The organism is Mycobacterium sp. SMC-11 (assembly GCF_046250095.1).
In the GTDB taxonomy this organism is placed as follows: domain Bacteria; phylum Actinomycetota; class Actinomycetes; order Mycobacteriales; family Mycobacteriaceae; genus Mycobacterium; species Mycobacterium heraklionense_A.
The window spans coordinates 3,848,490-3,874,110 of record NZ_CP176430.1; the positions used below are offsets into that span (position 1 = coordinate 3,848,490).

Genomic DNA, 25,621 nt, shown 5'->3' on the forward strand with positions numbered 1-25,621 from the left:
CGACGCGCGCAAGTTCGCGGCGGGCGTCAGCCGGTGGCCGCCACCCGCGCTCGCTCACGCATCGAGGCGACGACGCCGCCGTCGTTGAGGATGTCGGTTCCGGTGAGATATCCCGCCTGGTTGCTGGCGCAGAACGCCAGCAGTTCAGCCATCTCCTCGGGCGTTCCCCAGCGCGGGATCGCGGCGTCGGTGACCATCGCCCCCGCGCCGGCCCGCTCCTCCAACCGGCCCATTTCGGTGTCCACCGAACCGGGCGAGACCGAGACGATGCGCAGGCTGCGACCGTTGAACCGCTCGGCCTGCGAGCTGGAGTACCAGCGGACGAACGCCTTGCTCACGGCGTAGGCGAAACCCGAGCGCACCTCTTCGGGAAACCCGCTGTAGCCGGCCGCCATGGCATCCAGGAACGCCGGGACGTCCTGCAGTGCCAGCGGGAACTGCCCGACCGGGATCAACTCCTCGGGCAGCAGGTGCGCGGCCATCGACGCCACGTTGACAATCGCGGCCCCCTCGGGCGCGATCTGGTGGAAGACCTCGTTGACGTTCAGGGTGCCCACGGCATTGGTCCGCATGACGTAGTCGGCGTCGCCCATGCTCGGACTGACTCCGGCGGTGTGGATCACCGAGGTGAGGGGCCCGAGTCCTGCCGCGGTGGCGAACAGCGCTGCGACCGCGTCGCGATCGGTGACGTCGCAGTGGACGGTCACGACGTTGAGCTCCTGCAGCACACCCGCCGCGGCGTCCAGCCGGTCTTGCCGGACATCGCAGAGCACCACGGGCTGCTCGCGACCGACGATCTTCGCGGTGGCCAACCCCATCCCCCCGGCACCGCCGGTAATCACCGAAACCATGGCGCCGCTACGCCTGTGCCAGCTGCTTGTCGGTGTAGCGGCGTGCCCACTCGGCACGCGGCCGGATCGACACGTCCACATCGGTGGCCGTCGCCCGCAGCGCTCCCACCGTCGCCTGCTCGCGCGCGGTGTGGGCGAACGGATCCCAGCCGAAGAACCGGCAGGAGTTCTCCCAGGTGATCTTGTTGATGTCGGCGTCGTCGGCGCCGGCGGCCTCCAGTTCGGCGAGCACCTGCTCGGGGGCGTCCGGCCAGAAGCAGTCCGAGTGGGGGTAGTCGCATTCCCACGCGATGATGTCGATGCCGATCTCGTGGCGCAGTTTCAGCGATGTCTTGTCGGTGACGTAGCAGGCCAGCGAGTGCTCGCGGAACACCTCCGAGGGCAGCTTGTCGCCGAAGTCGCGGCGCAGCCATTTCTGGTTGGTGTAGTGCCGGTCGCTGCGGTCGAGGTAGAAGGGGATCCAGCCGATACCGCCCTCGGAGAACGCGAACTTCAGGTCCGGGTAGTTGCGCATCGCAGGGCCCCACAACAGGTCCTGGGCGCACATCGCCGAGATCTGGGTGGCCAGGATGATCAGGTTGTCGATGGGGGCGTTGGGCGCCATGCTGATCGCCCCGAAGCCGGTGCCGATGTGCAGACACATCACCACGCCGGTCTCCGACAGCGTGCGGAACACCGGGCCCCAGTACTCGTCGTCGTGGTAGCTGGGCAGGCCCTCCAGGTGGGGCAGTTCGGGCATGGTGACCGCGCGGCAGCCCTTGGCCGCCACCCGGCGGATCTCGGCGCACATCGCCTCGGGGTTCCAAGTCGGCAGGATCGCGATCGGGATGAAGCGGCCCGGATAGGAACCGGCCCACTCGTCGATGTGCCAGTCGTTGTAGGCCGACACCATCACCAGCGTGACGTTCTCGCGCGTCATGTTCAGGTGCCGCGCGGAGAATCCGGTGAAGGTCGGGAAGCACATCGAGGCGAGGATGCCGTTGCGGCTCATGTCGCGGACCCGCTCGTGCACGTCGTAGACGCCGGGGCGCATCTCGGCGAAGCCGGCGGGGTCGCGCCCCCACTCCTCGGCCGGCCAGGACACCACGGCATTGAGCCCGCTGACCCCTTGCGGGCGGCCCTGATACATCCACTGGTCGACGCCTTTGTCGTCGGTGACGACGATCGGCGCCTCCGCCTTGTACTTGGCCGGGACATGGTTGAGGAACATGTCGGGCGGCTCCACCACGTGGTCGTCGATGCTGACCAGGATCAAGTCGTCGATGTTCATGGCTCTACTAGTACCCTGGAAAATCGTGACCGTCTCCGCGCGTTCGGCCATAGATTTTGCAGAACCGGCCAACATTGATCTGCGCCGTGGCGGCCGCGCGCGGGCCGGCAGCTACCTCTACGAGGGACGGCAACTGGTCACCGGCTGGCACTCCCATGACTTGCACCAGATCGAGTACGCCGTCGGTGGTGTGGTCGAAGTCGAGACCACCACGGCGCACTATCTGTTGCCCCCGCAGCAGGCGGCCTGGATCCCCGCCGGCCTGGAGCATCAGGCCGTCATGCGTGCCGAGGTGCGCACGGTGGCGGTGATGTTCGACCCCGAGCTGGTCGCCCACGCCGGCGACCGGGCCCGCATCCTGACCGTTTCGCCGCTGATCCGGGAGATGATGCTGCATTCGCTGCGCTGGCCGATCGAACGGCCCGACGGCGACGTGGTCTCCGACGACTTCTTCCGCACCCTGGGGCACCTGGTCTCCGCCGCACTGGACCACGAGGCGCCGCTGAGCCTGCCCACCTCGGATCATCCGATCGTCGGCGCGGCCATGGTCTACACCAAGGAGCACCTGGCGTCGGTGACCGCGGCCGAGGTCGCCCACGCGGTCGCCGTCTCCGAGCGCACCCTGCGCCGTCAGTTCGAAGCGGTGATCGGCATGTCCTGGCGCACCTACCTGCTACACGCCCGAATGCTGCAGGCGATGGCGCTGCTGGCCGCTCCTGATCAGGGGGTCCAGCAGACCGCGACGGCTATCGGCTTCGACAGCCTGTCCGCGTTCACCCGGGCGTTCACCCGCTTCGCCGGTGAAGCCCCGTCGAGCTACCACCGCCGCATCAACTCGGCGCCTTGACCACTGGCGGCGAGTAATTCGGCTTGCCCAGGCCCAGCACGTATTGGGCGATCATGTTGCGGAACACCTCCAGGGTCCCGCCGTAGATGCCGACCAGTGGAGCGAACCGGAAGACGTAGTCCGAGGCCCCACCGTCGATGGCACCGTCGGTGTCGATGGGCAGCGCCGACGCACTTCCGAGCAAGTCCATCAGGTCCGGCGAGACATCGCGCATCGCCTGCGCCAGTGCCACCCGTCCGAAAATCGAGGGAGCCGACAGGGACGCCTCCACCCGAGCGGCAGCGCGCCCGAGCCGGTAGGCCACCGAACGATCCGCGATGCTCCCCGACCGCCCGGCCACCTCGCCCGCCTTGTCGACGGCGATAGCCATGAAGTTCGCCTGGTGCATCATGATCGAGACATCCTGCAATCCATCGGGATTGGCGTCCACCGCGCCGTGTTCGACGTTGAGCGGCTCGCGCAGCACGGTCCAGCCGCCGTTGACCTCGCCCAGGCGGTATTTGTCGTCGACGCGCACGTCGCTGTAGTAGACGATGTTGGTTCGGTCGCCGTCGACGGTGCGCAGGCCCTGGATCTCGATCCCCGGAGTGTTCAACGGCACCAGGAACATGGTGAGGCTCTGGTGCTTCCGCGCGTCCGGGTCGGTGTTGGTGATCAGGAAGACGTACTGGCAGTTGTGCGCGCCGGTGGTGAACATCTTGGAGCCGTTAATGACCCAGCTGTCGCCGTCGCGCACCGCGCGGGTCTTGCAGGTTGCGACGTCGGAGCCGCCTTCGGGCTCGGTGTAGCCCAGGCAGAGCCGGACGTGGCCACTGAAGACCCCGGGCAGGATCTCCTCGCACAGCTCGGGCGAGCCGAACGACGCGACGGAGCGGGCCACCATCGCGGTGGTTCCCCAGGTGACCCACGGCACATGGGCGCGGCGCTTCTCCAGTTCCCAGATTCGTCGCCGCACGCGGGGGAAGCCGCCGTCGGCCTCGGTTTTCCACTCCGCCTCCAGGTAACCCGCGGCGCCCAGCGCCAGGTGAACGACCTCGTCGAAGTTGTCCCCGGTCTCGCGGTCTCGGCGCTTGACGTCCTCGGTCACGTGGGCGGCCAGGAATGCGCGCACCTCGTCGCGGAAAGCCAGGTCGTCGTCGGTCAGCTGCGGTTGTGAGAAGTCCATGATGTTCGGTGTCCTATTCGGCTGCGCGGGTGGCGGTTTCGCGGGCGGCGATGATGTCGCCTATGCGGCAGGCGGTGGCTCCGGGGTCACCCCCGGCCAGGGGCCAGCCGCGAGCCCGGACCAGATAAGCGGTGGCCGCGGCTTCGGCTGACACACCCAGACCGCCCTGAATGTGCACCGCCATGGTGGCGGCCTTGGCGGCTTCCTCTGCCATGAACACGAAGGCCGAGGCCGCCAGCTCCGGACGCTCCTCGGGCTCGTTGTCCATGAACCATCCGGCGCGGTAAGCCAGGTTGCGCCCGGAGGCGACCGTGATCGCCATATTCGCCAACGGATGCGAGATCGCCTGCAGGGTTCCGATCGGCACACCCAGGGTGTATCGGGTCTTGGCGAACTCCGCGGCGATGGTCATGGTCTGCTCCACCATCCCGACCAGCGCGGAGGCCGTCAGCAGCCGCCATTCATCCAGCGCCCGCTGATATTCCGCCAACGCCTCAGGACCACTGGCCAGCACGGTCGCCGCGTCGGCGTCCGCCGGGTCGACCCAGGACATCGGCAACCGGCCGATGTTGTCGACCCGAACCGGCCGGGTGGCGAACGAGAGTCGCACCACCGCATCCCCGTCACGGACGATGATCGTGTCGGCGATCGAGCCGGTCGGCAGCAGCCGGGGGCCGGCCGTGGCCTCCTGGTGCGGGTCGAACGCAATCAGTCGATTCCCGCTGACGATGTCGGAGGTGTCGTCGGCGTCCGGCGATAACCCACCGAGGCGGCCCAGCAGGCGCGCGGCGCAGACCTGGTCGATCCAGGGAACCGGCGCCAGCGAGCGACCGATCTCCTCGGCGACCAGCGCAAGATCGACCAGCGTGGCGCCGTCGCCGCCGACCGGTTCCGGCAACGCCATGGTGGTGGCGCCCATCGCACACAGCCGCTCCCACAAGTTCTTGTCGAAACCGGATTCCTCTGCGGCACGAACCGTTTCGATTCCGCAGTGCGTGGTGAAGAACTGTTTGTACGCAGCTTGCAACGCAACGTGGTCTTCGGTCAGGCTGTAGTCCAACCGGCGCAGTTCGAAACGATCCATCTCAGCTCTCCTGTTCGGGTACGGCGCCGCGTTCGGCGAAGAAGAAGTCGGCGGCATTGCGGTAGAGGTACTTGTCGAGCACGTCGGGTGGCAGGTCCAGGGCGCGCGCCTCGGGCACCACCCGGTCCATCCGCAGCACCGGCCAGTCCGAGGCGAAGAGGACCTTGCCGGCGCCTCGGGTGCGCATGAAGTGCAGCAGGGTTTCCGGCAGTCGTTTCGGCGACCAAGCCGAGGTCATCAGCCGTAGGTTGCGATATTTGATCAGCATCCGGATCGCCACGTCCCACCAGGGGTCGGCGCCGTGGATCATGCACAGCCGCAGTTCGGGGAACCGCACGCAGACCCGGTCCAGGTGGATCGGGTGTTGCACCTCCCCCGGGATCGGTGGCCCCGGAATTCCGGTGTTGACGCACAGCGGCAGATCCAGCTCGGCGCACTTGGCGTACAGCGGGTAGTAAACCGCGTCGCTCGGCGGATACTGGCCATCGCCCCAGAAGCTGGGCCCCACAACGGCGTAGACCACCGGCAGGTCGCCCGCGACGGCACTCAACTCCCGAAGCGCGGCCACCGGGCGCAGCAGGTTCATGCCGCCCATTGCCAGCGCGAACCGGTCTGGCCTGGCTTCCACGAACTTTCGCGCGGTCACCGACGGTTTGACCAGGTTGTCCATCAAGACGGCCTTGGCCACGCCGTGGGCGTCCATCTCGTCGAGCAGCGCCGACATGTCGGCCGGCGCGAACATCGACTCGGGTCCCTTGAAGTAGTCATCGCGCGTTCTGACCATCCAGGACGGCTGCTCGTTCTCGCCGAAGTGCACGTTCACCAGACAATCGATGACTTGTGACTGCTCGCTCATGCCGTACTCACCTCATTCACCTGACGTTTAGCCCAGCGGTAGTCGGCCTTGCCATTGCCCAGCCGGCGCACCTGCGCCACCGTGACGAACGCCTTGGGTACTTTGAAGCCCGCCAGCACCGATCGGCAGTGTGCGTCCAACTGCTCGTCGGTAGCGCCCGAATCCGCCAGCGGGACAACCAACGCCACCAGCTCTTCACCCCAGCGCTCGCTCGGACGGCCCACCACCAGCGCGTCGGTCACCGCCGGGTGAGCGCGCAGCACGTCCTCGACCTCCTCGACGAACACCTTCTCCCCGCCGGTGTTGACCACCAGGGAGTCGCGGCCGAACAACCGCAGTGTGCCGTCTTTCTCGATGCTGGCGCGATCGCCCGAGATCACCATGCGCTGACCGCCGATCTCACCGAAGGTGCGCTGTGTCGCGTCGGCGTCGTCGAAGTATCCGAGCGGGATCCGGCCGGTCCGCACCACCCAACCCACCTCGGGATCACCGGGTTCCAAAAACCGGGTACGGTCCTGCGACACCACCGATCCCCCGGTCCGCAGGTCGAAGGTGTCACGCCGAGCGTTGCGCTGGCTGCGCCCGAAGCCCAGATTGCCGGTCTCCGAGGAGCCGTACCCGTTGATCAGGGTGATCTGCGGGAGCAGTTCCAGCAGCGCCGCCTGGTACTTCGGATTGGTTGCGGCACCGCCGGTTCCGATCGAGTGCAAAGAAGGCAGGTCATAGGGGCCCCTGCGCAGTTCGGCGACCAGTGGCGCGGCGTAGGCGTCGCCCACCATGGTCATCAAGCCGACCTTCTCCCGTGCGGCGGTTTCCAGCACCGAACGGGGATCGAATCTGGTGCGGGTGTCATTGAGGATCACCGTCTGGCCGCTCAGGATCGCCGAGAACGCGGTCCACAGTCCGGCGGCGTGCATCAGCGGCGAGAGCGCGAACCAGGGCGCACCGGCGTACTGCACCTTCTGGTGGATCTCCGCCGCACAGGCGTGGTCGTCACCGACCATCGATGACACGTAGATGTCGCTTTGTCGCCACAGCACGCCCTTCGGGCGCCCGGTGGTTCCCCCGGTGCAGATCATCAGCAGATCGTCCGGGGACGGCGTCACCGCCTGATCGGTATCGCCCTGCGCCAGGGCATCGTCCAGCGATACCGCGTCGAGCCCGAGTCCGTCGGTGGCGCCGTCGTCGATCCGGATCAACAGCTCGGCGCCGGATTCGCGGAGCGTGTCAACGAATTTCGCCTCCAGACTGGCGTGGTAGATCACGGCTCGGGGACGCAGATAGTCGAGCAGCTCGCCGGCTTCGGCCGGGGTGTAGTAGTGGTTGACGTTGACCGGGACCGTGCGGGCCTTGAGACAGCCGATCACCATGTCGGGGTACAGGTCGTTGTGCATGAGCAGCGCGACGCGGTCCTGGCCGCACTCCCAGTTGCGCAACTCCGAACGCTCGCGCTGGACCCCGAGCCCGCGTCCGGCCAGGTAGTTGGCCAGCAGGCGGGCCCGCTCCGCGGATTGCGCGAACGTGCTTCGCCTGTCCCCGCAGATGGTCATGGCCCGGTCGGGCACGGCCTCGGCGATCGCGTCGAGGACCGCGCCCAGGGTCCATTCGCCCACCGTCAGACCGAAGCTGTCAGGTGGGCGACGCCCGGCGCGGCGCGGTTCGGATCACCTAGCAGAGTCAATGCGTTGTCCCGCATTACCATTCGAGTATCTTCCGCGCTGAACTCGGGGAACTGCGGGATGTCGGCGGTGAAGGTGGTCGGGTCGGCCAGGCCCTCACCGTGCGGCCAGTCCGAACCGAACAGGATCTTGTCGACGCCGATGGTGTCGGCCAGCAGCTTCACGTCGTCCTCGTAGTAGGGGGCAATCCAGACGTTGTTGCGCAGCTGCTCGATCGGATCTTCCTTGTAGTGGTAGGGCGCGTTGTTGGCCGACTTCTTCAACCGCTTGATCAGCCGGTAGACGAAGTAGGAGCCATTCTCGATGCTGACCACCTTGAGCTTGGGGTGACGGGTGAACACCTGGTGCACGATCATCGAGGCGATGGTGTCGTGGATCGCGCGATCGTCCATGATCACCATGTCCAGCGGGTCGCGCTTCCCGAATCCCTTGAACACACCGCTGCCGCCCCACAACGCCGGGATCGCCATGTAACCGGAGTCGGACAGGTGGAAGACGACCGCGACGCCCGCCTCGGCAAGGCGCGCCCACACCGGGTCGTGCACGGGGTCACCGAGGGACCGGGCCCTAACCTCGCCGGGTACCGGCGCCGGGCGCACACACACCAGCTTGGCGCCGCGACCGATCACGAATTCGACTTCCTCGACCGCCTTTTCGGGATCGGCCAGCGAGATGATCGGTGCGGATACCACGCGGCCGTCGGGACGGTCGAAGCCCCAGTCCTCGTCGAGCCACAGGTTGAACGCGTGCACCGAAGCAATGGTGGCGGGGATGTCGTGCTTGAGTCCCTCCTCCACACCACAGGCGAATGTCGGCAGCATGAACACCGTCTCCAGCCGCTGCCGGTCGAGCACCTGCACGCGGGCGTCGCGGTTCTGGTATTCGGGATGCTCGGAGAGCCGGTCGAGCTTCATCAACGACGCCGGGTCCACGCCTTCGGGGATCTCGCCGCGGAACAGCAGATCCAGGCAGCCCGGTTCGATGATCGGATCGAAGTTCGGGTTCGGGATGAAGTGGTTGACGACCCCGCCGAACACCGCCAGGGTGCGATTGCCGTCCTGCACCATCTGCACACCGCGGCTGCGGAATTCCTTGGGCAGGTGTCGAGTGAATGCGTCCAGCGGCTCGTAGTAGTGGTTGTCGACGTCGACGGCCAGGTACGGGAGCCGTTCAGGTGCGGCAGTCATGCGCTCAACCTTTCTCAAGACAGGGGCGGGAAGTTCGGGGGGCGTTTCTCGAAGAAGCTCGTGATGCCCTCGATGAGGTCGGGGCGCGCCAACGATTGGTACATCAGGGTTTCGGCGCGCGCGCTCACCGCGGCGACGTCGTCGAGCGCGTCGCCGTAGGCCTGCGCCTTGATCACCGCCAGCGATGCCGGTGAGCAGTTCGCGGCGACGTCGGCGGCGTAGTCCACGGCGCGTTCCAGCAGCAGCTCGGGTGCCACGACGTGGTTGACCAGACCGAACTCGCGGGCTTCCTCGGCGAAGAAGGTGCGCCCGGACAGCAGCAGGTCCATCGCCGCGCCCCAGCCGGCCAAGCGCGGAAGAATCCAGGTGATCCCGTGTTCGGCGATCAGTCCGCGCCGGGTGAAAGCGGTGGCGAATTTGGCTCCGGCGGCGGCGAATCGGACGTCGCACATCAGGGCGTGCGTCAGACCGATCCCGACGCAGGAGCCGTTGATCGCCGCGATCACGGGTTTGCGCAGTTCGGTCAGGAAATGCGGGGGACGGTCCCCGACCAGTTGGGACACGTCGGTGCCGGATGCGTCGACGGCGTCGGGACCCGTTTGAGTGCCGCCACCCAGATCCGCACCGGCGCAGAATCCCCGGCCGCTACCGGTCACCACGATCGCCCGCACCGCGGGATCCGCCTCGGCACCATCGATGGCGGCGTAGAAACCGGCGGCGATATCGGGGCCCCAGGAGTTGAGCCGCTCCGGACGGTTGAAGGTGATCAGCCCGACGCCGTCACGCACGTCGTAGAGCACCGCGGTCATCGACCCCGCAACCTCCGCTTCGAAGCAACCTGATAGTTCTTACTGTATACCTTTCGGTAGCGCATTCCGCAACCTCCGAGGTTCCTGCCTTAAGCCACTATGCACGCAGGTCAGGAGCAAATTCGGGTCTGCTGATCAGGTGAAATCCGAGCCGCCGTCAACGTTGACGTTGGCGCCGGTCATGTAGGCGTTGCGACGGGAGGCCAGAAAGGCTGCGACCGCGCCCACTTCGTCCGGCAGGCCCGCCCGTGGCAGCTGCGCCGGGTGGCCGAAATGCTCGGTGATGGCCTCCATCAGCCGGTATGGATCCACCCCGTCCGAGTCGTCCACACCGACCGAGCGAGCCCAGCCGACCAGCGCCTCGGAGGCGACGCTTCCGGGCGAGACCACGTTGACCAGAATCTCCTCGGGCGCCAGCAGCAGCGCCAGGTTCTTCGAGATGCTGTTCACCATCGCCTTGGCCGCGGTATAGGCAACCAGGACTGTGCTTTGGCGCTGCGTCGACTGCGCCGAGAAATTGACGATCCGGGCCCATTCGGCCTTGCGCAGCAACGGCAGCGCCGCCTGCACGGTATGCACCATCCCCATCGCGCCCTGGTCGATCGCCCGGCGCCACTGCTCGTCGGTGAGATCCTCGAAGGTGCCCTGCACGTCGGGGCCGGCCGCGTTGATCAGGATGTTGAGTTCGCCGCCCCAGCGCCTCCCGAGTTCGGCGAAGGCTTCGCGCACCCGCTGCTCGTCGCAGGCATCGGCGACTATGCCGATCGCCTCCGGACTGCCGCGTCCCCTCAGGTCGTCACACGCGCGGTCCAGGTCGGCAGCCGAGCGCGCCATGACCGCCACCCGAGCCCCGTCGTCGGCCAGACAACGGGCGGTGGCCAGTCCCATCCCCCGGCCACCACCGACGACGACGGCGCGCGCGTTGCGCAAACCCAGATCCACGGCCGCAGACCAGTGTCAGGCGCCGGTCCAGTTCGGGGCGCGCTTCTCGGCGAACGCGATGGCACCCTCCTTGGCGTCGTGGGAGGTGAACACCGGCGCGATCAGTTCGCCCTGCTTCTGCCAGATCTCATCCTGGCTCCAGCCGGCGGACTTCACCATGATCTCCTTGGTCACCGCGACGGCCAGCGGGCCGTTGGCGGTGATCCGCTCGGCCAGGGCGATGGCTCCGTCCAGCGCTTCGCCGGGCTCGGTGAGCACGTTGACGAATCCCCACTGGGCGCCCTGTTCGGCGGTGAAACTCTCACCGGTCAAAGCCAATTCGAGCGCCTTCTGATACGGAATCCGGTGCGGCAACCGCAACAGGCCACCGCCGGCGGCTACCAGTCCCCGCTTGACCTCCGGGATACCGAATTTCGCGTCCTTGGCGGCCACCACCAGGTCGGTGGCCAGGACCAGCTCGGTGCCGCCGGCCACCGCATGCCCTTCGACCGCGGAGATGAGCGGCTTGCGCGGCGGGCGCTCGGTGAAGCCGAGTCCACGCCCCGGGACGTACGCCAACTCCCCGGCCGCGAACGCCTTGAGATCCATTCCCGCACAGAAATTGCCGCCGGCTCCGGTCAGCACCCCCACCGACAGTTCGGCAGTGTCGTCGAGTTCGTCGCAGGCCGCAGCCAACCCCTCGGCGACCGCCTTGTTGGCCGCGTTGCGCGCTTCCGGCCGATTGATCGTGATGACAAGAATCCGTCCGCGACGCTCACGCAGTACCGCTTCTGACACGGCTCACCCTTCAGGCGTTGTGACAAGGTATATCAAAATGCTTACCATAGGCTTTACGGTAAGAGAAGCTCATTACCCCGCGCAGGCGAGCGGCACAGGTAGGTTTGACGGCTAGGTTTAACAGCGAAGAATCCGGCCGTGTCGACCAGAACTGGAGGTACCCGCAGTGGCAAAGCAGCCAGTCGCCGAGAAACGGCAACGGCGCGAACGCGGATCGATCAACCCCGATGACATCATCGACGGCGCGTTCGAACTCGCCGAACAGATCGGGGTCGACAACCTGAGCATGCCGTTGCTCGGTAAGCATCTCGGCGTCGGCGTGACGAGCATCTACTGGTACTTCCGCAAAAAGGATGACCTCCTCAATGCGATGACCACCCGGGCCCTGCGCCAGTACACGTTCGCCACCCCGTACGTGGAGGCCAAGGACTGGCGTCAGACGTTGAGCAATCACGCACACAGCATGCGGTCGACGTTTCTAGGCAACCCGATCTTGTGCGATCTCATCCTGATTCGGGCCGCGTTGAGCCCGCGGGCCGCCCAGCTCGGCGTCCAGGAAGTGGAGCGGGCGATTGCCAGCCTGGTGGAGGCCGGCTTGTCGCCGCAGGATGCGTTCGACACCTATTCGACAGTCTCGGTACACATCCGTGGGTCGGTGGTGCTGCAGCGGCTCTACGAGAAGAACCGGGCATCGGATGCCGAGGGGCCGTCCGATTTCGAGGAGGCCCTCGTCATCGACCCGGCCGTGACCCCGCTGCTGGCAGAGACCACCAGGCAGGGGCATCGAATCGGCGCGGCAGATGACGCCAACTTCGAATACGGGCTCAACTGCATCCTCGATCACGCCGAGCGGCTGATCGAGCAGAACGCCAAGCCGGCGCGGCGTCGCGCCACGCCGGCTTCGGCCAAACGCTAGAGGCGGGCTAGACCTCGATTACCACCGCGCCACCCTGGCCACCGCCGGCGCACATGGCGGCCACACCGATGCCACCGCCGCGCCGCTTCAGTTCGTAGAGCAGCGTGGTCACCATCCGGGCACCGGATGCGGCGATGGGGTGGCCGAGGCTGCAGCCGCTGCCGGAGAAGTTCACCAGCTCTTCGTCGATGCCGTATTCCTTGCACGCCGCGATCGGCACCGAGGCGAAGGCCTCGTTGATCTCCCACAGCGCGACGTCGCCGACGGACAGCCCGGCCCGCTCCAGCACCTTGCCGATCACCTTGACGCCGCCGAGCCCGGTGTCGCGCGGTGCGACACCCACCGAGCCCCAGGCTTTGACGGTGCCCATCACGGTCAGGCCCTTGTCGCGGGCGTAGTCGGAGTCGACGAGGGCGACCGCGGCCGCGGCGTCGTTGGTGCCGCTGCTGTTGCCGGCCGTGATCGAGAAGCCCTCGATCTCGGGGTGCAGCACCTTCAGGGCCGCCAGCTTCTCCGCGGTGGTCTCGCGGCGCGGGAACTCGTCGACCTTGAACTCGGTCACCGATCCGTCCGGCAGTTCCACCTTCAACGGGATGATCTCGTCCAAGAACTTGCCGGCGTCGATCGCGGCGATCGCCCGCTGATGCGACCGCGCGGCCCAGGCGTCCATCTCCTCGCGGGTGATGCCCGCCGCCTGCGCGGTGTTCCAGCCGACCGTGATCGACATGTCGCGGGTGGGTGCGTCCGGGGTCTCCGGGTGCGTCGGCGGCATCCAGGGCTCGACGAACGTCACCTCGGGGCCGGGCACCCGCCACTTCGTCAGCGGCGTCATCGACAGCGACTGCACGCCGCCGGCGATCAGCACCCGCTCCATCCCGGAACCGATCTGCGCGGAGGCGTTGCCGATCGCGGTCAGACTGCCGGCGCAATGCCGGTTGACCGACTGGCCGGGCACCGACTCCATGCCGCACGCGGCGGCCGCGTAGCGAGCCAGATCGCCGCCACCGTAGTGGGATTCGGCGAAGATGATGTCGTCGATCTCGGTCGGCTCGATGCCGGCCCGGCGCACCACCTCGGGCAGCACCGTGGTGATCAGCGCCTCCGGGGGCGTGTTGACCAGAGTTCCCTTGAACGAACGTCCGATGGCCGTACGAACGGCGCCGACGATGACAGGTGTAGGCATTTTTCCGACCTTACATTATTCGGCGTTTTTGTAAAGCTCCGGCTCTGGGACGTGGAAGTGCTCGTCGCGCAGCCGGAACGCCTCCTTGGTTCCGTGCTGCGCGCGGGTCTTGACGAAGTTGAACTCCCCCGGCGCGAACTGCAGGTTGGTGCCATAGGCGTGAAACAGATAGCTGGCCACCTCTTCGCCCTGATACGCCTGGCTCTGCTCGACGAGCCGAAACGCCTCTTTGGCGATGACGACTCCGTCGGCGGGCATCTTCGCGGCCTTGCAGGCCCAGTATCGGGCCCGCGCGGTCACCGCCGCCGGATCGCAGGTCTCGGTGAACACACCCAGGTGTTCGACCGCGCCGGCCTCGATGATGTCTCCGGTCAACAACAGCCGCCGCGCCAGCACCGGCCCGAGGCGATGGAAGAACATGTGCAGGCTGCCCAGCGCCGGGCCCAGAAACCGCGTCGCGGGCATGCCGATCTTGGTGTCCCGCGCGATCACCGAGATGTCGGTCATCAGGGCCATCTCGAAACCGCCGCCGAGCGCATAGCCGCTGATCTCACCCACGGTGACCTTGGGGAAGCCCATCAGGTTGTGGTAGAAGCCGAAAGATTTGCGGTCCACGGCAAGTCGGCGTCGCTGACTGGGCCTGCCCTTGGCCGCCGGCTGCGGAGTCGCACCGCCTTCGCCATACCAGCCGTAGGCGTTGTTCATGTCGGCCCCGGTGCTGAAAACTCCTTCGGCGCCCCGAAGCAGCACCACGACCAGATCGTCGTCCTCGGCGACCCGGTCCAGGCAACGGGCGACCGCGTCGCGCATCGCGGCGTCGTAGGAATTGCGCCGGCCCGGATTGTTCAGCGTGATGGTTGCGATGCGCCCGTCGGGATCGACATCGAAGAGCACGCGGTCGTCGCCGGTCTGGGCTGCGCTCATCGGTGGGACCCCTCATCTTGTCTGCGGCCGAAGCGAATGGCACTCAATTTGTTCGGCGGCGGCGCCGCCGTGGTGACCTCGCCGGTACACAGCAGCTCGCCGCGGTGGAGAAGCCGCGCGGTGGAAGCGATACCCCGCTCCACCTCGCTTCGCACGATGTCGAAGTCGAGCTCGGTGAGGATCGGCGTCGGGCGCCGGTAGGTGACCAGCAGTGAGCGGGTACGCCCGGCCGAGCCCGCCGCACAGTTCTGGTGTTGAGTCACGCAGTCGAAGAACACCCCGAGAAAGCCGCCGTGCACCAGACCCGGAGGACCTTCGTAGGGCAGCGGAAAGGTGACTGTGCCCGAGGCGGTCTCGCCATCGAGGTGGTCGAACCGGTATTCCGGAAAGCAGGGGTTGAACGATCCGACGTCGAATGCGTGCGCCAGGTAGACCCGACCGTCCGGACCGTCGGCCGATTCCAGGCGGGGCATGGCCTCCACCGGGGCGACCCCAGCCAGTCGCCGCTCCCAGTCGGCGAACTGCGTCAGCATGTCGTCCACCGCCGGATGCGGGTGCTCCAAGGCGAGCAGCAGCCCGGTCAGGCGCCGCATGGCACCGGCCACCGCGACGGTCTGCCCCAGCGGCAGCTCACCGAAACGGGCGGAATCGCCAGCCGAAACCACAGAGTTCCCCGAACCGTCCGCCATAGGCCTTTCTCCGCCGAATCGCGCTAATCGTATAGCCTACTGTAGCTATCACGATATAGCGTTGAAAGGTGGACACCACCGTGGCCGACTCCCCCGATTCCGGGCCCGGCTCCGCCCGCGATGGCACAGTGACGGCGCAGCGTGACGGCACGCTGCTCCGCCTGACCCTGGCGCGCCCGGATCGTCGAAACAGCCTGAGCTCGTCGATGACCGATGCACTGGTCACGACCCTGACCGAGGCGGCAAGCGACGACACGCTGCGCGCCATCCATATCCGGGGCGCCGGCGATGATTTCTGCGCCGGCGCCGACTGGGTGGCCACCAATGCCGGCGGCCAACGACCCCGCACCGGCGATCTGGTGCGCCGCGTCCCGCACGCCGCGCACCGGGCGATCGAACTGCTGCAGACCATCGCGTTGCCGGTCGTGTGCAGCGTCCGGGGTTGGGCGGTGGGCCTGGGCTGCAACCTGGCGCTGGCCGCCGACTTCACGGTGGCCGCCACCGACGCGGTGTTCTGGGAACCGTTCGTAGCGCGCGGCTTCAGCCCCGACTCGGGGTCGACCTGGCTGCTGCCACGACTGGTGGGACTGGCTCGGGCCAGACGCATGTTGCTGCTGGGCGAACAGGTCAGCGGCGCATCCGCGCAGGATTGGGGACTGATCCACCAGGCGGTGGCGCCGGCGGACCTGGACTCGGCCACCGAAGAGCTGCTAGCCGCCTTGGCGCAGGGACCCACGGTAGCGATCGGCCTGACAAAACAGGCGCTGCATCACGCACAGCACACGACGTTGCCGCAAGCCCTGACCCAGGAGCTGTTCAACCTTGAACTCAGCTGCCGTACAGCAGATTTCAAAGAGGGCCTGGCCGCGTTTGCACAGCGGCGACCACCTGGATTCACCGGCCGCTGACAAGGAAAGAGACGGCAATGCCGACGTTCGACACCATCGACTACGACGTGCGCGGGCACACCGCCACCATCACGCTGAACCGCCCCGAGGCGCTCAACGCGCTGAGCCCGCACATGGTCACCGAACTACGGACCGCCTATGCCGAGGCCGAGAGCGACGAGGCGGTGTGGGTGGTCATCGTCACCGGCACCGGGCGGGCGTTCTGCACCGGCGCCGACGTGAAGGAGATCCCCTGCGACGGCAAGGTGATCAATGAACGCCCCTATCTGTCCACCTACGAGCAGTGGGAGGCGCCGCAGGAGGGCACTCCCCCGTTCCGGACGATGGCCAAGCCGGTGCTGGCAGCCATCAACGGGATCTGTTGCGGCGCAGGGCTGGACTGGGTGACCACCTGTGACATCGTGATCGCCTCGGATCGCGCGACGTTCTTCGACCCGCACGTCTCGATCGGCCTGGTCGCCGGACGCGAAGTGGTTCGGCTGGCCCGGGTGCTACCCCGCTCCATCGCGCTACGGATGGCCATGATGGGCAAGCACGAACGCATGGACGCCCAACGCGCCTATGACCTCGGAATGATCAGCGAGGTGGTGGAGCACGACCGATTGCTGACCCGCGCACACGAGATCGCCGACGTGCTGAACTCCAACGCTCCGCTGGCGGTACGCGGAACGCGGCTGGCGATCCTCAAGGGCCTGGATCTGCCACTGCACGAGGCGGAGATGCTCGCGGAGTCGTTCCGGGAGCGCAACCTGCACACCCAGGACTCACTGGAGGGGCCGCGGGCCTTCGTCGAGAAGCGCGCACCGGAATGGCAGTGCCGATGAGCGGCGAATTCACCACGGTCCTGCTCGACTTCGACCGCACCGCACGCGTCGCGACCATCACGTTGAACCGGCCGGACCGGCTCAACGCGTTCGACCGCACCATGTGCGAGGAGATGGCCGCGGCATGGCGGATCGTCAAACTTGATACTGAGGTCAACGCCGTCGTGCTGCGTGCCGCCGGGGACCGGGCGTTCAGCGCCGGACTGGACATCAAGTCCTCCTACGGCCAGCCCGACAACGTCTGGAACCACGAAGATCCCGGCGAGTTGCTGAGCCCCAAGTGGCAGAAGATGTTCAAGCCGGTCATCTGTGCCGTGCAGGGCATGTGCACCGCGGGTGCGTTCTACTTCATCAACGAGGCAGACGTGGTGATCTGCTCGGACGAGGCCACGTTCTTCGACTCCCACGTCTCCGCCGGACTGGTCTGCGCACTCGAGCCGATCGGGCTGATGCGTCGAATCGGGTTGGGCGAAACCCTGCGGATCGCGTTGATGGGCAACGACGAGCGGGTCAGTGCCGACACCGCGTTGCGCATCGGCCTGGTAACGGAAATCGTGTCGCGCGAACAACTCTGGACGCGAGCACACGAGATTGCCGCCACGATTGCGGCCAAGCCGCCGTCGGCCACCCAGGGCACGGTGAAGGCGATCTGGGAATCCCTGGACAAGCCGTACCGCGCCGCCCTGGACCAGGGCCTGATCTACACCAGACTGGGCAACCCACTGGGCAAGGCCGAACTCGACACGCTAGCGCCGCGCCCGGCCGCACCGCCGCGGATCCGCTGATGACGCATCCGCTGAGCCGGCGCATCGCCGAGGTGCTTCATCTGGCGCCAGAGGCGCCGGCATTGCAGTACGACGGCCGGTGGTCTTCCTGGTCGCAACTCGGAGCCCTGGCGCAGCGCATCGCGGACCTGACACCGGCCGGTGGACGAGTAGGGATCCTGCTGCGCAACCGCCCCCCGCAGGTGGCCGCCTTGCTCGGGGTCTTGCTTGCCGGAGGCTGTGTGGTGGTGATCAACCCGTCGCGCGGCGACGACCGCACCCGCTCCGAGATCGCTGCGCTGGAGCTGCCGGTGATCATCGGGGAGGCCGATGATCTGGCCGCCCTGGTCACTGAGACACCGCACACCACGTTGGTGACGATCTCCGATCTCACCGCAGACCCACAGATCGCCGCGGCCAGCGAGCCCAACCCCGATCCCGGACGCCCCGGTGTGGCGGTGTGGATGCTGACCAGCGGAACCACCGGACCACCCAAGCGCGTCGACCTGCGTTACGACATGCTGGCGCACAGCGTGATCGGCCCCGACCCCGAGCATCTCCCCACACCGGCCGAGGTGCGCCGCGGCATCGCGATCGTCAACGCGCCGCTGGTGCACATCGGAGGCGTGTACCGGGTGTTGCAGTGCATCGCCGAAGCACGACCCTTTGTGCTGCTGGAGCGATTCGAGCTGCAGCGCTGGGTCCAGGCGGTACGAACCTGCCGGCCGCGCGCGGTCTCGTTGGTGCCGGCCGCGTTGCGCGCGGTGCTGCATTCCAATCTGAGCCGCGAGGATCTGGCCGGGATCCGTGCGGTCACCTCGGGTACTGCCCCGCTGTCCGCCGACGACGCCGACGCGTTCACCGCCAAGTTCGGCATCCCGGTGCTCACCTCCTACGCCGCAACCGAATTCGGCGGCGGTGTGGCGGGCTGGACCCTGGCCGATTATCAGCAGTACTGGCAGGACAAACGCGGCAGTGTCGGGCGGGCGAGCCTCGGCGCGCAACTGCGCGTCGTTGACGACGACGGCGCGCCGCTCGGCGCCGATCAGTCCGGGTTGCTCGAGGTCAAGCCCGGCCAGCTGGGGCCCGCCGCGGACTGGATGCGCACCACCGACCTGGCCCGCATCGACGCCGACGGCTTCCTGTGGATCCTGGGCCGGGCGGATCAGGCCATCATCCGCGGCGGATTCAAGGTGTTGCCCGACGATGTGCGGGTCGCGCTGGAGGCACACCCGGCGGTCAAAGGCGCGGCGGTGGTGGGCCGTGCCGACGACCGTCTGGGACAGACACCGGTGGCGGCGGTCGAGCTGCGTTCTGGAGCTGTCGCCGACGCCGGGATGCTGACCGCATTTCTGCGCGGCCGGCTGGCCGGTTATGAGATTCCCACCGAGATCGCGATCGTCGACGTCATCCCGCGCACTCCGTCGGGCAAGGCCGACCTGGGCGCGGTTCGGGAGCTGATCGGCATGTCGGGCAAGCATGCCCACTGAGACCCTGCCGCAGATCCTGCGCAGCCAAGCGCGGACCCGCGGCGCCCACCCGCTGCTGATCTGCGACACCGAACGGATCAGCTACACCGACGCCGAGCTGCGCTCCGCGGCGTTGGGCCGCCGGCTCGTCGCAATGGGCGCCGGCAAGGGCAGCCACATCGGGTTGTTGTATCCCAACGGCCCAGCGTTTGTGGTCGGCATGCTCGCGGCCGGCCGGATCGGCGCGGTGGTGGTGCCCTTCCCCACCCTGTCAACTGCTCCCGAGCTGCGTGACCAACTGGTGCACAGCGACGTGCAGATCCTGCTGGCCGCCGAATCCTACCGATCGCACGACTACCGGGCACGGTTGGCCGAGGTCCTCGACGATGTCGATATCGACGGCGCGGCACCGCTGTTCAGCGTCCACGCACCGCAACTGCGCCATGTGCTGTTCGATGCCGAACGCTCGGAAGCAGCGACCGACCAGGACACCCTGGAAGGCTTGGAAAACCTGGAATCCGGGGTCGACGGCGGCGACGCGCTGGCGATCATCTACACCTCCGGCTCCAGCGGCACGCCCAAGGGCGCGGTGCACAGCCATGCCGCCCTGATCGGCCACCAACGCAATCTCAACGCGATCCGGCGACTCACCGCCGACGACATCCTGTTCTGCAACTCGCCGTTCTTCTGGATCGGCGGGTTCGCGTTCGCGCTGCTGGCCACGATGGTGGCCGGATCGACACTGCTGTGCTCCAACTCCGCCGACCCCGCTGCCACGCTGGACCTGCTGGAGGCCGAGAAGCCCACGCTGACCAATGGTTTCGTCGCCGGCATCGCCGCCCTTGCGCAGCACCCGAGCTTCGCCGGACGCGATGTGTCCACCCTGCGCCGTGGCAACCTCTACCCGATCATGGCGACCGATGTTCGTCCGGCCGATCCCGAGCTGCGGCACAACATGCTCGGGCTGACCGAGACCGGCGGCGTGGTACTGCTCAGCGGCGACGAGACCGACCAGCCCGAACACCGGCGCGGCAGCTTCGGGGTGCCGGCCCCCGGATTCGAGTGCCGAGTCGAGTCCGGCGAACTGTGGGTGCGTGGCCCCTACCTGATGCAGCGCTATTACAAGCGCAGCCGGGAGGAGTGTTTCGACGCCGACGGGTGGTTTCACACCGGTGATCTGGTCCGCACCGACGCCGACGGCTTCTTCTACTACCGGGGCCGGCAAGACCGGGTGATCAAGACCGCGGGAGCCAATGTGTCTGCCGCCGAGGTGGAGCGAGCCATCGCCAAGGTCACCGGCGGATCGGTTGCGCATGTGTTCGCCGTGCCCGACCCGCGACGGGGTCAGCTGGTGGCCGCGGTCATCGTGGCCGGCGACACCGATGTCGAAGAGGGACAGTTACGCGCGCGGCTTGCCGCCGAGCTGTCCGCCTACAAGATCCCGCGCCGGATCAGCTATGTCCCCGCCGCCCAGATCCCGCTGCTGTCCAGTGGGAAAGTCGATCTGCGACGGTTAGCGGAGGTACTCGATGCCTGAGGCTCTGACTGTCGACACCGTGGTGCGCTCGCGCGCCTCCGCCGATCCGGCCAAGCCGGCGGTGATCGACCCGCTCCACCGGCTCAGCTACTCCGACCTCGAGGTGTCATCGCGTGAGCTGGCCGCGGTGCTCGTGCAGGCTGGTATCGGCAAGGGCAGCCGGGTGGGGCTGATCATGCCCAACGGTGTCGACTGGGTCCGCATCGCGGTCGCCGTGACCCGGATCGGGGCGGTACTGGTTCCCCTGAGCACGCTGCTGACACCGCAGGAACTGGCCGCGCAGCTGCGTGTTGCCTCGGTGCAGTTTCTGATCAGCGTCGAGGAGTTCCGTGGCCGCCGTTATCTCGACGGCCTGCCCGGGGATCTTGCGTCGCTGCAACGTATCTGGGCATCAGATCAGTTGGCCGGCGCGGCCGCCGAAGCCGGACCCACTCGAATCATCGACGCCCTGACCGCAACCGTGACTCCCGCCGACCTGATGCTGATCATGTTCACCTCCGGCAGCAGCGGCCCACCCAAGGGAGTACTGCATTCGCACGGCAGCGCGCTGGGCGCGGTCGCCTCCGGCCTGACCGCCCGCTGCATCGACGCGGACACCCGACTGTATCTGCCCATGCCCTTTTTCTGGGTCGGCGGCTTCGGTGGCGGCGTGCTCTCGGCACTGCTGGCCGGGGCGACCTTGATCACCGAGGAGATCCCGAAGCCCGAGACCACTTTGCGCCTGTTGGAATCCGAGCGGGTCACGTTGTTCCGTGGCTGGCCCGACCAGGCCGAAGCACTGGCACGCCATGCCGGGGCCACCGACCTGTCGGCGCTGCGGCCCGGCAGCCTGGAGGCACTGCTACCGCCGGGATTGCGCGCCGAGCCCGGGGCACGAGCCAACCTGTTCGGGATGACCGAAGCGTTCGGGCCCTACTGTGGCTATGCCGCCGACACCGACCTGCCGCCTTCGGCGTGGGGCAGCTGCGGTAAACCCTTTGCCGGCATGGAGGTTCGAATCGTCGACACCGATACCGGCGCTGCGGTGCCTCCCGACACCGTCGGGACGATCCAGCTGCGCGGGCCGCACACGCTGCGCGGCATCTGCGGGCGCACTCGCGAGGAGGTCTTCACCGTCGACGGCTTCTATCCCACCGGCGACCTGGGCCGCCTCGATCGCGACGGATTCCTGTTCTACCACGGCAGATCCGATGACATGTTCAAGGTCAGCGGCGCCACGGTCTATCCCAGCGAAGTCGAGAAGGCCCTGCGCAGCATCGCCGGTGTTGCGGCCGCGGTCGTCACCAACGTGCCCGACGGGGAACGCAACCGGGTGGGAGCGATGGTGGCCGGCGACGGGCTGAGCATCGAAGGACTGCGCGATCGATGCCGCGACCTGTTGAGCTCTTTCAAAGTGCCGGCGGTATGGCTGATGGTCCCCGGGCCCGATGCCATCCCGCACGGGCCGACCGGCAAAGTGGACAAACGGCGCGTACGAGACATGTTGACCACGGGGTATTACGCCGACACAGGTGTGAACCAACAACGGAGGGAACGGATATGACAGGCCGACTGGCCGACAAGGTGGCATTCGTCACCGGAGCGGCGCGAGGACAGGGACGTGCCCACGCGGTACGGATGGCGAGCGAGGGCGCAGACATCATCGCGGTGGACGTGGCCGGGAAACTGCCCGACTGCGTGCCATACCACCCGGCAAGTCCGGAGGATCTGGCCGAAACCGCCCGACGGGTGCAGGCCACCGGCCAGCGGATGGTCTCCGCGATCGTCGACACCCGCGACTACGACGGCTTGCGTGAGGCGGTCGCCGATGGGGTCGCCAAACTCGGGCGCCTCGATATCATCGTTGCCAACGCCGGCGTTGCTGCCCCGCAGGCCTGGGATGCCATCTCCCCGGAGGACTTTCGCGATGTCATGGACATCAACGTGACCGGCACCTGGAACACCGTGATGGCGGGAGCCCCGCACATCATCGCCGGGAAGCGCGGCGGCTCGATCATCTTGATCAGTTCGGCCGCCGGCATCAAGATGCAGCCGTTCATGGTCCACTACACGGCCAGCAAGCACGCCGTCACCGGAATGGCCCGCGCGTTCGCCGCTGAACTGGGCAAGCACGCAATTCGGGTCAACAGCGTGCACCCCGGCCCGGTCAACACCGACATGGGCACCGGCGACATGGTCAGCGCGCTGGGCCAGGCGATGGAGACCAATCCCCAGCTGTCCCAGATGCTCACGCCCTTCCTGCCCACCTGGGTAGCCGAACCGGAGGACATCGCAGGCACCGTGTGCTGGCTGGCCAGCGGCGACTCGCACCTGGTCACCGCCGCGGCGATTGCGGTGGATCAGGGCTGCACACAGTACTGAGCACGCCATGGAGCGGTTCAGCGCGGCCCTGTCTACGAGTTTGACCAGCTACGGCGCGGCACCGTGTATCGAATTCGATCGGCACTGGTATTCCGGCGACGACATCACCGGATACATCACTGCTGTCGAAGATCACCTGCGGCGGGCCGGAATCGGTCCCGGCGAGCCGGTCGGACTGGTGGTGCGCAACCGAGTACCCCACGCCGCCGTCATCCTGGGATTCATCGCCGCCGAACGGCCGATCGTGATGATCTACTCCTACCAATCCGCGCGGGCGATCGCACGCGACATCACCGGGCTGCGGCTACCGGCGATCCTGGCGGACCGGCTGGACTGGAGCGATGTGGCGATCGAGGCTGCCGACGCCCGCGGATCCGCCGCGATCGCGCTGTCCGATCGTCCCCTCGGCGTCGAAGCGCTCACCCGGCGAAGACAGCTCGACGATGACCAGACCGAGCCGCAACAGCACCGCCCCGGCCTGCACATCCTCAGCAGTGGCACCACCGGACCGCCCAAACGGGTACCGGTCGACACATCGGCGTTGCAGCACACCGTGTTGACCATGACGGTCGGCCAAACGCCGCTCCCCGACGACCCGCCGGAGCTGGTGTACTGGCCTTTCGGCAGCATCGGGGTCTGCCAACTCCTGGTCGGCCCGTACCTGCGCAAGCGGGTCGTACTGCTGGAGAAGTTCACTGTCGACGCGTGGGTGCACGCGGTCAAGACCTACCGGATCAGGCGCACGGGTGTGCAGCCCGCGATCCTGCGGATGCTGCTCGACGCCGACGTCGCCAAGGAGGACCTCGCCTCGTTGGAGTACTTGCCCGGGGGTTCCGGGCCGCTCGAGCCCCAGCTGCGTGAAGAGTTCGAGTCTCGCTTCGGCATACCCCTGCTGTGGGCTTACGGCGCAACCGAGTTCGCCGGATCCGTCTGCGCCTGGACACCGGAGCTCTACCGCCGCTACGGTGCGGCGAAGCCAGACAGCTCCGGCAAGCCACTGCCCGGCGTGCAGGTCCGCATCATCGATCCAGACAGCGGCGACGAGGTCGCGGTCGGTGAGCGCGGCCTGCTGGAAGCCCGAATAGCCGTGGTGCGTCCGGACTGGATCCGCACCACCGACATCGCGTCGGTGGACTCCGACGGTTTCATCACCCTGCACGGCCGCGGTGACGGGGCGATCAATCGCGGCGGGTTCAAGATCCTGCCGGAAACGGTGCGTGCCGTACTCATCACGCATCCGGCGGTTCGCGACGCCTGCGTGGTCGGTATCCCCGATCCCCGGCTCGGCCAAGTGCCGGCCGCCGCGGTCGAACTGCGAGACGGTTTTCCGTCGCCGACCGCCGATGAGCTCATCGGCCTGGTGCGCGAGACACTGCCCAGCCATCATGTGCCCGTTGCCGTTGCGATCGTCGATGAGCTGCCACGCAACGCGGCATTGAAGGTACGGCCCGGCGATGTCGCGGCATTGTTCGGCGCTGACCACCGGAGTCGGTAATGCGCTATCCCTACTTCTGGTGGGCCAGCCGCTCTTCGTGGATGCGAACCAACTCCCGGAAGCCGAGCCGGTGGTATTGCGGGACAGGCTGGATACCCCAGATGTCCTTGGCGGTGTCCTTGCCCTCGGCGCCCTCCGGAGGACCCAGCGGCGGGTAAGGGTACTTGCACTCCAAAGCGTCGTCGGAGAACCGCGTCTTCAGCAGCTCACTGCAGATCTGGGTGAGGCTCAGCGTCGGATACCCGTAGTACACCGCCATGAACGGCAGGGTGAATGCGCCCTCGATGACGAGCGCCACCAGGCACACCAGGGTGGCGCGCTTGATCCACGTGTGCATCCGCGCGTAGTACGCGGTGGTCCCCGGCGGCAGTCCTTCGGCGGCAGGTCTTTCCATAGTGGTGCCCCTTTATCAGTCGGAGAAGATTTCCCGGTTGACGGTGTGCAGGTACGGGATCGCCAAAAACGGTGTGATGTAGAAGATGTCGTAGAGCCACCAGCCGATCACCGGAAAGATCACCCCGGCGTACCGCACGTCGGCGTACATGGTCATGTTGAAGACGTAGAGAATCCAGATGAGTACGCCCATCCAGCAGGTGACGATCATCCACTGGTGACCCCAGCGCTTCATCTGCAGAAATCCGATCGCGGCGGCGCAGCGCATCGCGAACACCGTGAGGATCATGCCGAAGACCATGGATTTCTCACCCGGCCCAGCGGCGCCTCCCACCCACAGTTCGTTGTAGTGCCAGAAATAGCCGGCGTCGAACATATGGCCCCAGCCGATCATCAGTACTCGGTTGATCAGGGTGTGATTGGCGACCAGGTCCAGCGACCAGCCCAGGCTGTTGAGCATGCCGTCGATCAGCACCAGATATCCGATCAGGGTCACGATCATGGGCCGCACCGCCAGACCCGCACGCTGGGCCTCGCGTTGCAGCCAGACCCCGCGCAGGAAGATCGGCAAACCGAGGAAGCCGGGCACCCACATTCCCATCAACGCTGTGCCGGCAATCATCCAGCGGTCGGCTCGACGCTGGGCGGCACGCGATTGCGTCTCGTGGTCTTCGAGGGCGGCAAAGTCTGT

25 protein-coding genes are annotated in these 25,621 nt (G+C 67.1%); 10 read left to right on the forward strand and 15 right to left on the reverse strand.

The annotated features are described in order from the left end of the window. Positions 1–26 precede the first annotated feature (26 nt). Together ACKY0X_RS18260 and ACKY0X_RS18265 are read right to left on the reverse strand one after the other, a co-directional pair. Positions 27–851: an SDR family oxidoreductase gene (locus ACKY0X_RS18260; RefSeq protein WP_409427169.1), complete on the reverse strand. Its 825-nt coding sequence runs from the start codon at positions 849–851 to the stop codon at positions 27–29. A 7-nt stretch (positions 852–858) separates the two neighbouring features. Continuing rightward, positions 859–2,121, reverse strand: coding sequence for an amidohydrolase family protein (locus tag ACKY0X_RS18265; RefSeq protein WP_409427170.1), 1,263 nt, complete (start codon positions 2,119–2,121; stop codon positions 859–861). A gap of 25 nt (positions 2,122–2,146) precedes the next feature. Between ACKY0X_RS18265 and ACKY0X_RS18270 the strand changes: the two genes are divergently transcribed. Continuing rightward, a complete protein-coding gene (locus ACKY0X_RS18270; protein WP_409427171.1) occupies positions 2,147–2,968 on the forward strand; it encodes an AraC family transcriptional regulator in 822 nt (273 codons plus the stop codon). Here ACKY0X_RS18270 and ACKY0X_RS18275 read toward each other — a convergent pair. The 8 genes from ACKY0X_RS18275 to ACKY0X_RS18310 all read right to left on the reverse strand — a co-directional run bounded on the left by ACKY0X_RS18275 (position 2,952) and on the right by ACKY0X_RS18310 (position 11,467). Then, positions 2,952–4,133 carry an acyl-CoA dehydrogenase family protein gene (locus ACKY0X_RS18275; RefSeq protein ID WP_409427172.1) on the reverse strand — a complete coding sequence of 394 codons (1,182 nt, stop codon included), beginning with the start codon at positions 4,131–4,133 and terminating at the stop codon, positions 2,952–2,954. The genes ACKY0X_RS18270 and ACKY0X_RS18275 overlap by 17 nt on opposite strands. Positions 4,134–4,146: 13 nt before the next feature. After that, positions 4,147–5,217, reverse strand: coding sequence for an acyl-CoA dehydrogenase family protein (locus ACKY0X_RS18280; protein WP_409427173.1), 1,071 nt, complete (start codon positions 5,215–5,217; stop codon positions 4,147–4,149). Between the two features lies 1 nt (position 5,218). Further along, positions 5,219–6,073, reverse strand: a complete 855-nt coding sequence (locus ACKY0X_RS18285) for an amidohydrolase family protein (RefSeq protein WP_409427174.1) — start codon at positions 6,071–6,073, stop codon at positions 5,219–5,221. Further along, entirely contained in the window at positions 6,070–7,686 is a 1,617-nt protein-coding gene (locus ACKY0X_RS18290) for an acyl-CoA synthetase (RefSeq protein WP_409427175.1), read from the reverse strand. The genes ACKY0X_RS18285 and ACKY0X_RS18290 overlap by 4 nt, the downstream gene beginning before the upstream one ends. Before the next feature lie 2 nt (positions 7,687–7,688). After that, positions 7,689–8,939 (reverse strand): amidohydrolase family protein, encoded by a 1,251-nt coding sequence (locus ACKY0X_RS18295; RefSeq protein WP_409427176.1) that lies wholly within the window; start codon positions 8,937–8,939, stop codon positions 7,689–7,691. Positions 8,940–8,953: 14 nt separating this feature from the next. Further along, the gene (locus tag ACKY0X_RS18300) at positions 8,954–9,748 is read right to left on the reverse strand and encodes an enoyl-CoA hydratase (protein WP_409427177.1); all 795 of its coding nucleotides are present in this window, start codon (positions 9,746–9,748) and stop codon (positions 8,954–8,956) included. A gap of 135 nt (positions 9,749–9,883) precedes the next feature. Beyond that, a complete protein-coding gene (locus ACKY0X_RS18305; RefSeq protein ID WP_409427178.1) occupies positions 9,884–10,690 on the reverse strand; it encodes an SDR family NAD(P)-dependent oxidoreductase in 807 nt (268 codons plus the stop codon). A gap of 15 nt (positions 10,691–10,705) precedes the next feature. Next, on the reverse strand, positions 10,706–11,467 hold the full coding sequence (locus tag ACKY0X_RS18310) for a crotonase/enoyl-CoA hydratase family protein (RefSeq protein WP_065153095.1): 762 nt from the start codon (positions 11,465–11,467) through the stop codon (positions 10,706–10,708). 166 nt (positions 11,468–11,633) lie between these two features. On the opposite strand from ACKY0X_RS18310, the gene ACKY0X_RS18315 reads away from it, so the two are divergent. Continuing rightward, positions 11,634–12,383, forward strand: coding sequence for a TetR/AcrR family transcriptional regulator (locus ACKY0X_RS18315; protein ID WP_409427179.1), 750 nt, complete (start codon positions 11,634–11,636; stop codon positions 12,381–12,383). 7 nt (positions 12,384–12,390) lie between these two features. Here ACKY0X_RS18315 and ACKY0X_RS18320 read toward each other — a convergent pair whose 3' ends face one another. From ACKY0X_RS18320 to ACKY0X_RS18330, 3 genes are read right to left on the reverse strand one after another with little or no spacing between them, the layout of a single operon-like run. Continuing rightward, complete coding sequence (locus tag ACKY0X_RS18320) at positions 12,391–13,566, reverse strand: thiolase family protein (protein ID WP_065153093.1); 1,176 nt, start codon at positions 13,564–13,566, stop codon at positions 12,391–12,393. Between the two features lie 15 nt (positions 13,567–13,581). Then, positions 13,582–14,490, reverse strand: coding sequence for an enoyl-CoA hydratase/isomerase family protein (locus ACKY0X_RS18325; protein ID WP_409427180.1), 909 nt, complete (start codon positions 14,488–14,490; stop codon positions 13,582–13,584). Next, positions 14,487–15,179: a hypothetical protein gene (locus ACKY0X_RS18330; RefSeq protein WP_409427181.1), complete on the reverse strand. Its 693-nt coding sequence runs from the start codon at positions 15,177–15,179 to the stop codon at positions 14,487–14,489. The genes ACKY0X_RS18325 and ACKY0X_RS18330 overlap by 4 nt, the downstream gene beginning before the upstream one ends. 128 nt (positions 15,180–15,307) lie before the next feature. Here ACKY0X_RS18330 and ACKY0X_RS18335 point away from each other — a divergent pair, with 128 nt between their 5' ends. The 8 genes from ACKY0X_RS18335 to ACKY0X_RS18370 are packed head-to-tail and all read left to right on the forward strand — an operon-like array spanning position 15,308 to position 24,537. Then, positions 15,308–16,087 carry an enoyl-CoA hydratase/isomerase family protein gene (locus ACKY0X_RS18335; protein WP_409429691.1) on the forward strand — a complete coding sequence of 260 codons (780 nt, stop codon included), beginning with the start codon at positions 15,308–15,310 and terminating at the stop codon, positions 16,085–16,087. A gap of 17 nt (positions 16,088–16,104) precedes the next feature. Further along, positions 16,105–16,911, forward strand: coding sequence for an enoyl-CoA hydratase/isomerase family protein (locus ACKY0X_RS18340; RefSeq protein ID WP_409427182.1), 807 nt, complete (start codon positions 16,105–16,107; stop codon positions 16,909–16,911). Further along, entirely contained in the window at positions 16,896–17,696 is an 801-nt protein-coding gene (locus tag ACKY0X_RS18345) for an enoyl-CoA hydratase/isomerase family protein (RefSeq protein WP_409427183.1), read from the forward strand. The genes ACKY0X_RS18340 and ACKY0X_RS18345 overlap by 16 nt, the downstream gene beginning before the upstream one ends. Then, the gene (locus ACKY0X_RS18350; protein WP_409427184.1) at positions 17,696–19,165 is read left to right on the forward strand and encodes a class I adenylate-forming enzyme family protein; all 1,470 of its coding nucleotides are present in this window, start codon (positions 17,696–17,698) and stop codon (positions 19,163–19,165) included. The genes ACKY0X_RS18345 and ACKY0X_RS18350 overlap by 1 nt, the downstream gene beginning before the upstream one ends. Next, positions 19,155–20,681, forward strand: a complete 1,527-nt coding sequence (locus ACKY0X_RS18355) for a class I adenylate-forming enzyme family protein (RefSeq protein WP_409427185.1) — start codon at positions 19,155–19,157, stop codon at positions 20,679–20,681. The genes ACKY0X_RS18350 and ACKY0X_RS18355 overlap by 11 nt, the downstream gene beginning before the upstream one ends. Further along, positions 20,674–22,224 (forward strand): class I adenylate-forming enzyme family protein, encoded by a 1,551-nt coding sequence (locus ACKY0X_RS18360; RefSeq protein WP_409427186.1) that lies wholly within the window; start codon positions 20,674–20,676, stop codon positions 22,222–22,224. Before ACKY0X_RS18355 ends, ACKY0X_RS18360 begins: the two co-directional genes overlap by 8 nt. After that, positions 22,221–23,042 (forward strand): mycofactocin-coupled SDR family oxidoreductase, encoded by an 822-nt coding sequence (locus ACKY0X_RS18365; protein WP_409427187.1) that lies wholly within the window; start codon positions 22,221–22,223, stop codon positions 23,040–23,042. Before ACKY0X_RS18360 ends, ACKY0X_RS18365 begins: the two co-directional genes overlap by 4 nt. A 7-nt stretch (positions 23,043–23,049) precedes the next feature. Beyond that, complete coding sequence (locus tag ACKY0X_RS18370) at positions 23,050–24,537, forward strand: class I adenylate-forming enzyme family protein (RefSeq protein WP_409427188.1); 1,488 nt, start codon at positions 23,050–23,052, stop codon at positions 24,535–24,537. 10 nt (positions 24,538–24,547) lie between these two features. On the opposite strand, the gene ACKY0X_RS18375 is transcribed toward ACKY0X_RS18370, so the two are convergent. Then, positions 24,548–24,931 carry a hypothetical protein gene (locus ACKY0X_RS18375; protein ID WP_409427189.1) on the reverse strand — a complete coding sequence of 128 codons (384 nt, stop codon included), beginning with the start codon at positions 24,929–24,931 and terminating at the stop codon, positions 24,548–24,550. 15 nt (positions 24,932–24,946) lie between these two features. Further along, positions 24,947–25,552 (reverse strand): hypothetical protein, encoded by a 606-nt coding sequence (locus ACKY0X_RS18380; RefSeq protein ID WP_409429692.1) that lies wholly within the window; start codon positions 25,550–25,552, stop codon positions 24,947–24,949. Positions 25,553–25,621 lie beyond the last annotated feature (69 nt).